Source organism: Achromobacter sp. NPDC008082 (assembly GCF_042957345.1).
In the GTDB taxonomy this organism is placed as follows: domain Bacteria; phylum Pseudomonadota; class Gammaproteobacteria; order Burkholderiales; family Burkholderiaceae_B; genus Achromobacter; species Achromobacter kerstersii_A.
Genome location: NZ_JBIBIB010000003.1, coordinates 158,190 through 170,560, shown reverse-complemented (window position 1 = coordinate 170,560; position 12,371 = coordinate 158,190). Strand labels below are relative to the sequence as shown.

The following is a 12,371-nucleotide window of genomic DNA, read 5'->3' as shown; positions in this document are numbered from 1 at the left end:
AATGCCCCGGCCGCCCTGTTTCACACAGGGTTTTGTCCTATTTGATACCCCCTGAATGCATGGCGAACGGCGCAATGCCGCAATGCAGAATAAAATCACCCTCCATTCCTCGTTTTCACGGCGCTGAACCCGCCGCCACGCCCTCATGCTCGATCTCGCCCGCAAACGCATCGTCCTCGGTCTGACCGGCGGCATCGCCTGCTACAAAATCGCCGAGCTGGTGCGGCGCATGACCGAACAAGGCGCCACCGTCGACGTGGTGATGACCGAGGCGGCCACGCACTTCATCACGCCCGTGACCATGCAGGCGTTGTCCGGCCGGCCCGTGTTCGTGGATGCCTGGGACGCGCGCGTGCCTAACAACATGGCGCACATCGACCTGACGCGTGGCGCGGACGCCGTGCTGATCGCCCCCGCCAGCGCCGACTTCATGGCCAAGCTGGCGCATGGCATGGCCGACGACTTGCTGTCCACGCTGTGCCTGGCGCGCGCCTGTCCGCTTCTGGTGGCGCCCGCCATGAACCGCGAAATGTGGGCCAACCCGGCCACGCAGCGCAATGTTGAACAACTGCGCGCGGACGGCATCAGCGTATTGGGCCCGTCGGCGGGCGAACAGGCCTGCGGCGAAACGGGCGACGGCCGCATGCTGGAAGCGCATGAACTGCTGACCGACCTGATCGCGTTCTTCCAGCCCAAGCTGCTGGCCGGCCGCCATGTGCTGCTGACCGCCGGCCCCACGTCTGAACCCGTGGACCCGGTGCGCGTGCTCAGCAACCGCTCATCAGGCAAAACGGGCTATGCCCTGGCCCGCGCCGCCCGCGAAGCCGGCGCCCGCGTCACCTTGATTACCGGCGCCACCTTTCTGCCCGTGCCGCGCGGCGTGACCGCCCTGTCGGTTACCACGGCGCGCCAGATGCATGACGCCGTGATGGCCAGCGCCACTGACGCCGACATCTTCATCGCCGTGGCCGCCGTGGCGGATTGGCGTGTGAAGAATGTCAGCACGCAAAAGCTCAAGAAAACCAGCGAAGGCGGCGGCGCGCCGCTGATGGAATTCGAACCGAATCCGGACATCCTGGCCGAAGTGGCCAAGCTGGAAAACGGCCCGTGGTGCGTGGGCTTCGCGGCGGAAACCGAGAAGCTGGCCGAACACGCCGAAGCCAAGCGCCAGCGCAAGGGCATTCCGCTGCTGGTGGGCAATTTGGCGCACAAGGTCATGGATGCCGACACCACCGAGCTGGTGCTGTTCGACGAGCAAGGCGCGCACCCGCTGCCGGCGGGTGACAAGCTCGACGCCGCGCGCCGCTTGATCGCGGAAATCGCAGCGCGGTATCCCGCCTGATACAACGTCCAAGGCCGATACCGCCAGCCGATTTCCACCGGCAGAACAAGGGCCCCTCGGGGCCCCTTTGCTTTTACTGCTCCAGGCTGATGTTCGCAGCCTTCACGATGTCCGCCCACTGCTTGCGGTCATTTTCCAGGAACGCGGCGGTCTTCTCCGGCGTCATGTCCGTGACCGGCTCCGAGCCCAGCCCGGCCATCTTTTCAATGACCGACGGCTCTTTCAGCACGTCTTGCAGCGCCGCGTAGTAAGCCGCCAGCACATCCGCCGGCAAGCCGGCGGGTGCGAACACGCCCTGCCACGTCGGCATGTCAAAGCCCTTCAGACCTTGTTCGTCCAGCGTCGGCACGTTGGGCAATTGAGGCGCGCGCTTCAGCGACGCCACGGCGATCGCCTTCACCTTGCCTTGCGAGGCCAGCGGCGCAGCGGTGGAGATGTTGTCCATCGTCATCGCAATGTGGCCGCCCAGCAGGTCGGTGATGACCGGAGCCGCGCCACGGTAGGCCGCGTGCGGAACCTTGACGCCCATCTTGTACAGCATGGTCTCGGCGATCAGGTGGTTGGAAATGCCCACGCCGGCGGTGCCGTAGGTGGCGGTCGGCGTGTTCTGGAAATACGTTTTGAGTTCGGCCAGGTTATTGGCCGGCACGTCCTTGTTCACGATAACCACGTTGGGCTGCACGGCGGCCAGCGTGATCGGCGTGAAGTCCGCGGGCTTGTAGTTCGTGCCCTTCGGGTTCAGGACATGCGTAATGGCCATGGAACCAGCGGCGGCGATGCCGATGGTGTAGCCGTCAGCGGGCGATTGCGACAGGCGGTAAGCCATGATGTTGCCCCCCGCGCCCGCCAGGTTCTCAACGACCACCGATTGGCCCAGGCGCTTGGACAGCGGCTCGGCCAACAGGCGCGCCAGCGTATCGGCCGAACCGCCCGGCGCGAAGCCGACCAGCAGACGAACCGGCTTGGTGGGTTTCCACGCGTCGGCAGCGAGCGCCGAAGAGGCGGCCGTCAGGGCCGTGACGGCAAACAGAGCGCCCACGGCGCGATGCAGGGTAAGGCTAAACATGAAGAACACTCCAAACAATAAATTGACGAAGACGGCTTCGTCTCCCCTTGCCGCTCTACCGGCGTCGTCGCGGTGTGTCTACGCTGCGACGACGCATCGGTTTACCTAGGCGGCTTTATTCCAGAACTTGCGACAGCGCCTGCGCCACCAGGCGGTTGGACAACAGCACCGGGCGGCCCGAGGCCTGGGCCACGGCGTCGCGCATGCGCTCGGCGTAACCCATGCAGTGCATGACGATCAAATCGCACGACGCCAGCGCCTGGCCCGCTTGCGCGAAGTTGCGCGCGGCTTGCCCGGCGTCGGCCTCGTAGGGCGAGGCGTGCACGACTTCGGTCGCGCAAGCCAGCGGCACGGCCATGTGAAAGAAATCGACCTGCTCCGCCAGCGGCACCACCAGCCCCACCTTGCGGCAGTGCGTGGACAACCCCGCCACCAGATGATCAACCACCTGTTGCGGCTCGATAACCAGCGTGCGCATCGGCGCGATGGCCGTACCGGTGCACAGCGGCACCAGCACGTCGTAGCCCGCGTCATCCGCTTGGCGCATCACGTCGGCCAGCCGCGCTTCCGCGCGGGCGGCGTCCAGTTCGATCTGCGCGCCGTCACGCATGCGCGTCGCGAAGCGGTATTCGCCATCGCGCGGCGCCATCGCGGCGAGCGCCGCGGCGTCCAGGCCATCCAGCGCGCCGAACTCATCGATGCGCACCGCGTCGCCCAACAGCCGCGCCATTTCCGGCACGACGTCACTACGCGGAGATTGGCCGATGGTGAAGAAGGCCACACGGCGCGATCGCGGCGCGTTCATGCCGCACCGCCATCTTCGCGGCCCACGGTTTGCAGATGCGCCATCGAGCCATAACGGCCTTGCAGCGCACGCCATTCCGCGTCATCGAAAAACGCCATCGTGCGCTGGCCAAACATCTTGGCGATCTCGATGCAGAAGCGCATGGCGACGTCCGCATCCACGGCGTTGGTCACGCCCGTGGCGCAACCCGGCACGGCGGTCTGCGCGGTCAGCGCCACGCCCACCACGGGCGCATCGGTCACGATGGCCGGCTGCATCAGCGAGTTCACGTGCCACAGCCCGTTTTCATACGGCGTGATGTCTTGCGTGGTCAGCGGCAAGGTCACCGGCAATTCGCCGCTGACCCAGCCCATCACGTCGAGCATCGTTTCAGGAATGCGCAGCAGGTAGCCCTGCTTGGCCACCGGCGTCAGCGCCACGCCGCGCTTGTTCACCAGACGGTTGCCGCGCGTGGTGTCCACCGACAGAATCGCGTCCATTCGCGGGTCGACTTCGTGCGACATCATTTCGCGCATGGGAAACGGCGAACGCATCATCGGCACCGGATGGTGCGGACGCGTGCCGGCGCGCGGGCAGATGTGCGTGCGGATACGCACGGTGCCGGGCAAGACGTCGCCCTGACGCGCCATGGCCATCAGCTTGAGCGCCGCGGCAATCGCCACGACCGCCCCGTCGCTATCGGACACCAGGCCCGTCACGGCGGGACGCGCGCCGATGCCGCCCAGGCGGCCCACAATGCCCAGCTGCGGCGCCGAGGCGTCCAGGCCGGGAATGACGATGGAAAGAAAATCCGTAGCCGCGCCATCGCGTTCCAGGCGGGTCACTTCCACTTCGCACTCGCCGGCCTCGCGCAGCACCTGCGCGACCACATCGCCCGTGATGTGGGCGGACGACAAGAGCTCGATGGTGTCGATCACATGCTTCATACCGGGATCTCCAGCGGGCCCGGACGAAACACGCGCGGTTCGGTGTGGCCCAAGAACAGCGGCGCATCATGCGGGCCGACCAGCGCGACCTTGCCCCCGCGCACGCGCAGCGCCGCGCCTTCCGGCAGGCCCAGAACCGGCATCGCGGGATTCAGCGTGCAGAACTCAGCCAGACGCTGGGCGCGCGTTTCGCCGCGATGGCCGGGCGGGTGCGCGTTGGTGTAGTGCGGGTTGATCTGGAACGGGATCAGGCCCAAGCCGTCGAAGCCGCCCGGGTCGGTAATGGGCATGTCGTTGGTGGTGCAGATGGTGGGGCACGTCAGATTGGAACCGGCGCTCCAGCCCAGATAAGCGGCACCCGCGCGCACGCGGCGCGTCACCACGTCCAGCAAGCCTTGACGGCGCAACTGGCCCAACAGATTGAACGTGTTGCCGCCCCCCACGATGATGACCGCGGCGCTTTCCAGCGCGGCCACCGGGTCTTCCGCACGGTGCAGGCCCTGAATGGCAAGCCCCGTGTCCGCCAAGGCAGACACCACCAGCGCGGTGTAGTCGTCCCAACTCCGCGTGACGCCGGCGAACGGCACAAACACGGCCGGCGCGCCTTGCGGCAAGGATTCGATCAGTTCGCGGATGTCGGGCATGGCGTGGACCAGATAACCGGCGTCGCTGCTGGAATTGCTGAGTAGCAAGAGGTTCATGGGGTGGGTTCCGTCAGGGGATGTTCGGGGGAGCGCCCGCGAAGGCGCGTCAAAAAGAGAAAGAGTTCAGGCCAGGAGGATTTGGGCCAAAGAGTTCGGGCCAAAAGATTCAGGCCAAAAGATTCAAGCCAACCGATTCAAGCCAACCAATAAGGGTCGTGCAGTTCGCGGCCCAACGCCGCCACCTGTTGCAGCACCGATTCGCGCAAGCGCGTCACGCGCGCCGCATCGGCCTGAAACGACACGAACGACAGGCACAGGCCGCGCAATTCGCCGGTGGCCGGGTCACGCACCGCGGCCGCCACCGCGCCGATGCCGGGCATGGCCTGGTCGATGGCCACGCCGCAATGGTCCGCGCGCGTCTGCTCGACCAGCCGGGCCAGATCGCCAACGGTAGCCGGACAATCACGGCCTTCCATCGGCAGGGGCTGGGCCGGGTCGGCGCCGTACAGCGCTTGGAATTCAGCATCGCTCAAGCGCGACAACAGCGCCCGGCCCATCGCTGTGCCAGACGCATTGCGGCGCGAGCCAGGGGGTGACAGCACCTGCACCGGATGCGAGCCATTCAGGCGTTGCAGCACCACGGTTTCACGTTGGTTCAAGGTGGACAAATACGCGGTCAAACCGCTGTCGTCGGACAGGCGGGTCAGCACCGCGCGGCAGGCTTCGTCCAGCGGCGTTGCGGCCATGCCGGCGCGCACGGCCTGCGCCAACAAGGCCCCGGCGCGGTAGCGGCGCGTTGAGGCGTCCTGGTCGAGCATCCCGTAATGCTGCATCTGGTTCAGCAGCCGCGAGGCCGTGCTCTTGGGCATGGCCAGCCGCGCGGCGACGTCGGTAAAGCTCAGCTCCGTCGCGCCTTCCGCATACAGCGACAGTACGCGTTGAACACCATCTAGAATGCTCATGCTTGTTCCATAAAACGGAACTTAAGTTCCTTAATAGAGAACAAGAATAAAACATGCCGCAGGAACTGGTCAATATCAGGATTGTTGGGACATGGACATGGATGGGTGCCCAAGGGTCTGCCTCGATTTCAAAAATCTTATTTATTCCACAATTAATTCATTTGATTGATTCATTCATATGAATGATTTATAGTCGCCGCTCGCTAACACCGCCTACGGAGCAACTCACCCATGTCCCCCGCCCCCCTTTCCCTGACCGAGCGCGACAGGCGCTGGCAACTGGCCCGCGACCTGATGGCGGCCGAACACCTGGACGCCCTGATCGTGTACGGCGATCGCGAAGCCGCCGCACCAGCAGGTTTTGCCCATGACTGTTACTTCACCAACGACCGCCCGGGATCGATCGTGGTGTTCATCGGCGATGAGGCGCCGCGTGTCTATACCTTTGCCTCGCTGATGGTGGCCGACCACCTGCAAGCCGCGCTGCGCGGAGACCTGCAATGGATCACTCCGGAACAGTTGTTTGTCGGCAAGACAGGCCGCGACGTCGGCGCCTGGCTGGCCAGCCGGCAATTGAACGGCGCCCGCATCGGCGTGATCGGCTTGGAACCCTACCCCCCCTTCTATTTCGACGGCGCCATGCCAGCGCGCACGCTGCAAGGGCTGGAAGCTGCGTTGCCCGACGCGTTATTCGTACCCGTGTTCCGCCCCTTCTTTCAGCGCGCAGCGGTAAAGAGCCAAGAAGAACAGGCCTTGATCCGGCACGCCGCCCGTATTGGCGAAGCCATGAGCGAAACCCTGCGCGCTACGGCCAAGCCGGGAGCATCCGAGGCAGACCTGGTCGCGGCGGTCACTGCCACGTGCTTTTCCATGGGCGGCTATACCGCCGAAATCCTGCTGGGTTCTGGCCCGGAATACGTGGGATGGGGGCCCGCCGCCTGGCAGTACCGTGCGCAAGCGCCCCGGATCTTGCAACAGGGAGACGTGGTGCTGTCAGAGATCTTTGCGCTGTACGGCATGATGGAAACCCAGCACCAGGCGGCGGTGGCCATCGGCACGGTGCACCCGGACATCCTGCGCGCGGCCGTGGTTGCCCGCGCCAGCTACGAGGCCGGGGTCACGGCGTTAAAGGTGGGCAATACGTTCGGCGATGTGGTCGACGCCATGGAAGCGCCGCTGCTCGAGGCCGGCGGCTGGCATGTGCATCCCTTGATTCACAGCATCAATCCCTATGGTCCGGTAGGCTTTGGCACTGCCCCTGGCATAGAATCCCTGCCCGAAGCCGCGCGCTATGCAGACCTGCGGCGCCTGCCCACCGTGGGGCGCGACGTGCCGCTGCAAGAAGGCATGTGTTTTGCCTTCGAACCGAATTGCGCCTTTGATCGCCACCTGGCTAATATCGGCGGCACCGTTCTCGTCGGCCGCACGGCCGGGGTGGAACTGAACCAGAACTCAACGTGGCTGATGCACGCAGACGACTAGTCACTCGCGGGCAGCCAAATCCAAGATATCGATGCACGATCAAGACACTCTCAACGCACGCTCCCGCGAAACGCGCGACCGGCTGATCCGGGCTGGCCTGGCGCTCTTCAGCCGCTATGGGCTGGACGGCGTGCGGACCCGGCAACTGGTCGACGCGGCAGGCGTGAACCAGTCGGCCATTCCCTATCATTTCGGGGGTAAGGACGGGGTGTATGCAGCGGTGCTTGAGCAGGTGGCCGCCCACATCGCCGGGCGTTTGGGCCTGCCGCGCCCGGCGGCGACGTCGCCCGATTCCGCCCGTGCGCTGCTTCAGTCGCTGATGCAGGATTTTGTATCAGCTCTGTTGGATTCAGAAGCGTCGGCCGCCAGCAGCCTGCTGCTGGCGCGCGAACAGCTACAGCCCACCGAGCAATTCGACGCGTTGTATGAGCAGCTGTTCCAGCCCCTGCACGAGAGCATTGCAAACCTAGTGGCGGACATCCGCGGGCAAACGCATGGGGATCGCGACGCCATTCTGCGCGCCCACGCCATCCTGGGCCAGGCGCTTGCCTTCGCGGTAGCGCGCGAGGCCCTGCTGCGTCGGCTGGGTGTCCAGGCCTTGTCGCCCAAGGACATCCAGGACATCGTGCAACGCGTCGGGAACATGGCGATTAGCGCCTGTTCCTGACTGCGCACACGCCCTACTTCGCCGACAATTCCGCCCACTCCGCCAACGGCAGCGGCGGCTCTGCGTGCAGAATGCGCGCCAGCACCAACTTCAGTTCGTCCCAGCCGCCACGTTCGCTGGGCCAGCTCGACGGCGTAACGGGAGTCCAGCCGCCATCCGGCGCGCGTTCGGCCATCTTGAAGCGGAACGTGTAATGCCCCGCCATGCCCATGCGCAGATCTGTCACGACGAGCGCATCGCCAATGGCGTCATACCGCAGCCAGTTGTCGGTAAACCAGCGCAGGCGCGCGTGCAGCGGCACGTTCTCCAATGCCTGGCCCAGATCCAGATTCAGCGGCTGGCGCAGCCATTCCGGCTGCCCGCGGTCGAACAGGCTGCTGACGGATTCGTAGTAATGGCCATCCGCGGTCTTGGCGATGACGCGCCACACCAGCGTGTTGAACGGCATGGACACCGCGCGCAGCTCGGTCACGGCGATGCCCTGCTGCTGCATGGCGTCGCGCACGCGGTCTTCGGTGACGATACGGCTGGCCAGCCCGAAGCCCAGATAAGCCGTGCTGAAGATCAACGCCCCCGCCAGGAACCGGCGCGCGCGGCCCGTCATGCCCACGGCAATCGCATACACCACGCCCAGCAATAAGGGCACCGTATAGATCGGATCGATGATGAAAATGGCCGACCAGCTTTCGGGAATGGCGGCCAGCGGCCAGAACAGTTGCGTGCCGTAGACGGTGAACGCGTCCAGCACCGGGTGGGTCACCAGCACCAGCCACAAGGTCAAAAACAACCTTCGCCCGCCATACTGCGCTTGCGGCCAATATTTGCGTATCAGCCAGGTCAGCAGCAAGGCCAGCCCGGTCAGCACGAAGATGGAATGCGAAAAGCCCCGGTGGTAGGTCATCAGCGAAACAGGGTCGGGGTAGCGCATCAGCACGTCCAGGTCAGGCACCGTGGCCAGGGCCGCCCCGTAGATCAGCGCCCGGCGCCCCTGAAAGCGCCCCAGCAACGCCCCTTGTATCCCCGCACCCAGCACCGCTTGTGTTACCGAATCCATAGTTCCCCAGTCGTACGCATCAATCAGAAAGCCTAGATAACACTTGGCCATTAAAGCAGGCGTTAAGATACCCGATTGCATTCAGCTAATTTTCAGACTCCGCCTTCATGGACCAATATATCGACAAGATCGGCCTCTTCATCGAGGCCAACCAGATCTGGGCCGGCCCGATCACGTTCCTGCTGACCCTGGGCGAATCCATGGTGCTGTTGGGCCTGTTCATTCCTGCCACCGCCCTGATGTTGCTGACAGGCGGCCTGATTGGCGCGGGCACGCTCGACCCCTGGGGCGTCATTATCTGGGGCATTGCCGGCGCCATCGTGGGTGACGCGCTGTCTTACTGGCTGGGCCGATGGGCCGGCCCCGGCGTCTTGCGCCGCTGGCCGCTCAAGCAACAGCGCACGGGCGTGGCGCGCGCGCGGCTGTTCTTCTACCGTTACGGGTTCGCCTCGGTGCTGATCGGCCGCTTTCTGGGGCCGATCCGCTCCACCATTCCCACGGTTGCGGGGGTCATGGGCATGGCGCAAAGCCGCTTCCAGCTGGCCAATGTGCTGTCCGCCTTGCTGTGGATGCCGCTGATGCTGGCCCCGGGCTATATCACCGCGCGCAGTCTCGGCACCGCCGAAAACGCGCAACAGATCGCCATGATGATCGGCGCAGGCCTCTCAGTGCTGCTAGGATGCGGACTTCTGCTCGCCATGATGCGCAAGCGCCGTCAGCCGGCGCGCGTGCGGCGCGGCAATTGAACCCGAGAGAGAGTCATGGCGATTGATCTGGAGCCGAAGAACGGCGATTTCGCACGCTACATCGAGAACCTGACGCGCGCGGGCGGCGTCACGCCCGGCCGGGTTCCCGACAAGCGCGAGGCGTCGCGGCAGGCTTCGTCCAAGGTGGCGGCCCCCGTCCCGCCCCCCGTCACGTCTGATTCCCTGTCCACCGCGCCCTGGGGCAATACGGCGTCGCGCATGCCGTCCGTGCCGTCCAATGCGAAGGCGCCGGGGTCTACCACCCCGTCCGACACCGGCGAGGCGTCGATGGCGCAGCGCGCGCGCCAACGCAAAATTGGCATCGTGCTGACGGTGGGCGGCATTCTGGCCGGCTGGTCAGCGGTGAACATCGCCTTTCGCGCATTGCGCAGCCCCCAGTTTGAGCTCGACGCCTTCATGCCCGCCGTGTTCCTGGGCTTCTTCGCATTCATGCTGCTCAAGGCGGCGGGCAATGCGCGCAAACCGCGCAACGGGCTGGGCAAGCTGCCGCCGTTGAAGACGTCGTCCTACCGCAAAGACGGCAAGTAAGCGGGCAAGGCTGGCGGACATGCATGATTACGCAGGGTGGGCGACCCAATGATGCCCATCATGGGCGCCAATCATTGGTGCTAACATTTCCGCCGCAATTGAGCAGACCCCCTAAAGACCCCCGGAGTGAAAGTGAATAACGTTGTCGGATTGAACCAGGCCCAGGCGGCCACGATGCTGAAGTTGCAGGACCACTTGAACAGCATGATCAATCCTGACTGGGTCAATGGCGGTTCCCGTTTCCTGCGCGCCGCCTTCGTCGAATCCGCCGAAGCGCTTGAGCACTATGGCTGGAAGTGGTGGAAGAAGCAGACCATAGACCTGCCCCAAGTGCAGATGGAATTGGTCGACATCCTGCACTTCTACCTGTCGCACACCATCGTTCAAGCCCAAGGCCAGCAGGACGGCGCGGCGAACACGCTGATGGCCGATCTGGCCACGGACGCCTCGGTCACGCTGGACGGCAAGGCCTATGCGCTTGACGCCCTGACCGTGCCTGAACTGCTGGAGCTGATCGGCGGCCTGGCCGTTTGCGGCCGCGCCAGCTACAAGCTGCTGGAGCAGACCATGATGGCCTGCCAGATGACGTGGAACGACGCCTACACGCAGTACGTGTCGAAAAACGTGCTGAACATCTTCCGCCAGCAGCATGGCTACAAGGAAGGCACGTACATCAAGATCTGGAACGGCGAAGAAGACAACGTGGTGCTGGCCCGCCTGCTGACGCAGTTGGACCCCGCCAGCGCCGACTTCGCCGACGCGATGCAACGCGAGCTGGAACTGGCCTATTCGCGCCTGTAAATCCGCGGCTGTCCCGCACAAAAAAACGCCACTTTTCGAAGTGGCGTTTTTGTTTGTCTGGCGAGTCTGCGATCAGCGCTGCCCGAAGCGCGTTTCGCCAAACAGGTCTTTTTGATCACGCGGTTGCGAACGCCAGTACTGATGGGGCGCAGTGACCTGGCCGCCCAACTGCGCCGCGGCATGCCACGGCCAGCGCGGGTCATACAACATGCCGCGCGCCAGCGCGACCATGTCGGCTTTTCCTTGCGCCACGATGTCTTCGGCCTGCTGCGCCTCGGTGATCAAGCCCACAGTGATGGTGGGCATGCCGACTTGGCGCTTGATCTCGTCGGCGAACGGCACCTGGTAGTTCGGCCCCACGGGAATCTTCTGCTGCGAAGACACGCCACCGCTGGATACGTCGATGAACTCACAGCCGCGCGCTTTCAGTTCCTGCGCAAACGCGATGGTCTGCTCAAGGTCCCAGCCGCCATCGACCCAATCCGAGGCGGACACGCGCACGCCCAGCGCCACGTGGTCCGGCGTAATTTCGCGCACGGCCTGAAACACTTCCAGCGGAAAGCGCATGCGGTTTTCAAGCGAGCCGCCATAGGCGTCTTCACGCTGGTTCGACAAGGGCGACAGGAATTGATGCAGCAGATAGCCGTGCGCCGCATGCAGTTCAATCGCGTCAAAACCCAAACGAATCGCACGCCGGGCGCTATCGACAAAGGCGTCGCGCACGCGCGCCAGGCCGGCGTCGTCCAGCGCATGGGGCGGCGGTTCCGAAGCATTGTGGGCAATGGCCGAGGGCGCCCAGCCTTGCCAGCCGCCCGCGCTGGGCGGCACCAGCTGGCCGCCATTCCACGGCGCATCGCTTGAAGCCTTGCGGCCGGCGTGGCCCAGCTGGATGCCAAGCTTGATCGGGGAGTAGCGGCGAATGGCTGCCACCACGCGGCCCAGCGCCGCCTCGGTCTCGTCCGACCACAGGCCCAAGTCCCCCGGCGAAATACGGCCATCGGCTTCCACCGCCGTCGCTTCCGTGAACAACAGCGCGGCGCCCGACAAGGCCAGATGGCCCAGGTGGATCATGTGCCAATCGGTCGCGCGGCCGTCTTCGGCCGAGTATTCGCACATGGGCGCGATGACGATGCGGTTGGCCAGTTGGACGTTACCGACTGACGTGGGACTGAACAGGTGACTCATGGGCGGCTCCGGCAGATTGAACGCGACAGCATAGCAACCGCCCATGCCCGCAACGCCAATCCCAACGCCCCCGGCAGGGTTAAACGGCAGCCGTGGACTCGGGGCTCGCGACCCTTCATCGCCACCCCCAACGCCACCCCCA

13 protein-coding genes are annotated in these 12,371 nt (G+C 64.9%); 6 read left to right on the top strand and 7 right to left on the bottom strand.

Going from position 1 to position 12,371, the window contains the following annotated elements:
• Positions 1-145: 145 nt before the first annotated feature.
• A complete protein-coding gene (gene coaBC / locus ACFZAI_RS12985; protein WP_391567246.1) occupies positions 146-1,342 on the top strand; it encodes a bifunctional phosphopantothenoylcysteine decarboxylase/phosphopantothenate--cysteine ligase CoaBC in 1,197 nt (398 codons plus the stop codon).
• A gap of 73 nt (positions 1,343-1,415) precedes the next feature.
• On the opposite strand, the gene ACFZAI_RS12980 is transcribed toward coaBC, so the two are convergent.
• The 5 genes from ACFZAI_RS12980 to ACFZAI_RS12960 all read right to left on the bottom strand — a co-directional run bounded on the left by ACFZAI_RS12980 (position 1,416) and on the right by ACFZAI_RS12960 (position 5,745).
• On the bottom strand, positions 1,416-2,408 hold the full coding sequence (locus tag ACFZAI_RS12980) for a Bug family tripartite tricarboxylate transporter substrate binding protein (RefSeq protein ID WP_391567245.1): 993 nt from the start codon (positions 2,406-2,408) through the stop codon (positions 1,416-1,418).
• A 115-nt stretch (positions 2,409-2,523) separates the two neighbouring features.
• A complete protein-coding gene (locus tag ACFZAI_RS12975) occupies positions 2,524-3,213 on the bottom strand; it encodes an AroM family protein (protein WP_391567244.1) in 690 nt (229 codons plus the stop codon).
• Positions 3,210-4,139 carry a DUF1177 domain-containing protein gene (locus tag ACFZAI_RS12970; protein ID WP_391567243.1) on the bottom strand — a complete coding sequence of 310 codons (930 nt, stop codon included), beginning with the start codon at positions 4,137-4,139 and terminating at the stop codon, positions 3,210-3,212. The genes ACFZAI_RS12975 and ACFZAI_RS12970 overlap by 4 nt, the downstream gene beginning before the upstream one ends.
• A complete protein-coding gene (gene pepE, locus ACFZAI_RS12965; protein ID WP_391567242.1) occupies positions 4,136-4,840 on the bottom strand; it encodes a dipeptidase PepE in 705 nt (234 codons plus the stop codon). The genes ACFZAI_RS12970 and pepE overlap by 4 nt, the downstream gene beginning before the upstream one ends.
• 137 nt (positions 4,841-4,977) lie before the next feature.
• Complete coding sequence (locus tag ACFZAI_RS12960) at positions 4,978-5,745, bottom strand: IclR family transcriptional regulator (RefSeq protein WP_391567241.1); 768 nt, start codon at positions 5,743-5,745, stop codon at positions 4,978-4,980.
• A 231-nt stretch (positions 5,746-5,976) separates the two neighbouring features.
• On the opposite strand from ACFZAI_RS12960, the gene ACFZAI_RS12955 reads away from it, so the two are divergent.
• Positions 5,977-7,227: a M24 family metallopeptidase gene (locus ACFZAI_RS12955; protein WP_391567240.1), complete on the top strand. Its 1,251-nt coding sequence runs from the start codon at positions 5,977-5,979 to the stop codon at positions 7,225-7,227.
• 31 nt (positions 7,228-7,258) lie between these two features.
• Positions 7,259-7,894, top strand: coding sequence for a CerR family C-terminal domain-containing protein (locus ACFZAI_RS12950; protein ID WP_391567239.1), 636 nt, complete (start codon positions 7,259-7,261; stop codon positions 7,892-7,894).
• 13 nt (positions 7,895-7,907) lie between these two features.
• Here ACFZAI_RS12950 and ACFZAI_RS12945 read toward each other — a convergent pair whose 3' ends face one another.
• Entirely contained in the window at positions 7,908-8,948 is a 1,041-nt protein-coding gene (locus tag ACFZAI_RS12945) for a metal-dependent hydrolase (RefSeq protein ID WP_391567238.1), read from the bottom strand.
• Between the two features lie 107 nt (positions 8,949-9,055).
• Here ACFZAI_RS12945 and ACFZAI_RS12940 point away from each other — a divergent pair, with 107 nt between their 5' ends.
• The 3 genes from ACFZAI_RS12940 to ACFZAI_RS12930 all read left to right on the top strand — a co-directional run bounded on the left by ACFZAI_RS12940 (position 9,056) and on the right by ACFZAI_RS12930 (position 11,044).
• Positions 9,056-9,694: a DedA family protein gene (locus ACFZAI_RS12940; protein ID WP_054425024.1), complete on the top strand. Its 639-nt coding sequence runs from the start codon at positions 9,056-9,058 to the stop codon at positions 9,692-9,694.
• 15 nt (positions 9,695-9,709) lie between these two features.
• The gene (locus ACFZAI_RS12935; RefSeq protein WP_391567237.1) at positions 9,710-10,243 is read left to right on the top strand and encodes a hypothetical protein; all 534 of its coding nucleotides are present in this window, start codon (positions 9,710-9,712) and stop codon (positions 10,241-10,243) included.
• Positions 10,244-10,393: 150 nt separating this feature from the next.
• On the top strand, positions 10,394-11,044 hold the full coding sequence (locus ACFZAI_RS12930; RefSeq protein ID WP_391567847.1) for a dUTP diphosphatase: 651 nt from the start codon (positions 10,394-10,396) through the stop codon (positions 11,042-11,044).
• A 72-nt stretch (positions 11,045-11,116) separates the two neighbouring features.
• Here ACFZAI_RS12930 and ACFZAI_RS12925 read toward each other — a convergent pair whose 3' ends face one another.
• Positions 11,117-12,229 (bottom strand): NADH:flavin oxidoreductase/NADH oxidase, encoded by a 1,113-nt coding sequence (locus tag ACFZAI_RS12925; protein ID WP_391567236.1) that lies wholly within the window; start codon positions 12,227-12,229, stop codon positions 11,117-11,119.
• Between the last annotated feature and the right edge of the window lie 142 nt (positions 12,230-12,371).

Bases quoted from the DNA above. Each gene is read 5' to 3' on its own strand.
- ACFZAI_RS12970 (WP_391567243.1), bottom strand. From the start codon at position 4,139: ATGAAGCATGTGATCGACACCATCGAGCTCTTGTCGTCCGCCCACATC.
- ACFZAI_RS12960 (WP_391567241.1), bottom strand. From the start codon at position 5,745: ATGAGCATTCTAGATGGTGTTCAACGCGTACTGTCGCTGTATGCGGAA.
- ACFZAI_RS12955 (WP_391567240.1), top strand. From the start codon at position 5,977: ATGTCCCCCGCCCCCCTTTCCCTGACCGAGCGCGACAGGCGCTGGCAA.
- ACFZAI_RS12940 (WP_054425024.1), top strand. From the start codon at position 9,056: ATGGACCAATATATCGACAAGATCGGCCTCTTCATCGAGGCCAACCAG.
- ACFZAI_RS12945 (WP_391567238.1), bottom strand. From the start codon at position 8,948: ATGGATTCGGTAACACAAGCGGTGCTGGGTGCGGGGATACAAGGGGCG.
- ACFZAI_RS12925 (WP_391567236.1), bottom strand. From the start codon at position 12,229: ATGAGTCACCTGTTCAGTCCCACGTCAGTCGGTAACGTCCAACTGGCC.
- ACFZAI_RS12950 (WP_391567239.1), top strand. From the start codon at position 7,259: ATGCACGATCAAGACACTCTCAACGCACGCTCCCGCGAAACGCGCGAC.
- ACFZAI_RS12935 (WP_391567237.1), top strand. From the start codon at position 9,710: ATGGCGATTGATCTGGAGCCGAAGAACGGCGATTTCGCACGCTACATC.
- pepE (WP_391567242.1), bottom strand. From the start codon at position 4,840: ATGAACCTCTTGCTACTCAGCAATTCCAGCAGCGACGCCGGTTATCTG.
- coaBC (WP_391567246.1), top strand. From the start codon at position 146: ATGCTCGATCTCGCCCGCAAACGCATCGTCCTCGGTCTGACCGGCGGC.
- ACFZAI_RS12980 (WP_391567245.1), bottom strand. From the start codon at position 2,408: ATGTTTAGCCTTACCCTGCATCGCGCCGTGGGCGCTCTGTTTGCCGTC.
- ACFZAI_RS12975 (WP_391567244.1), bottom strand. From the start codon at position 3,213: ATGAACGCGCCGCGATCGCGCCGTGTGGCCTTCTTCACCATCGGCCAA.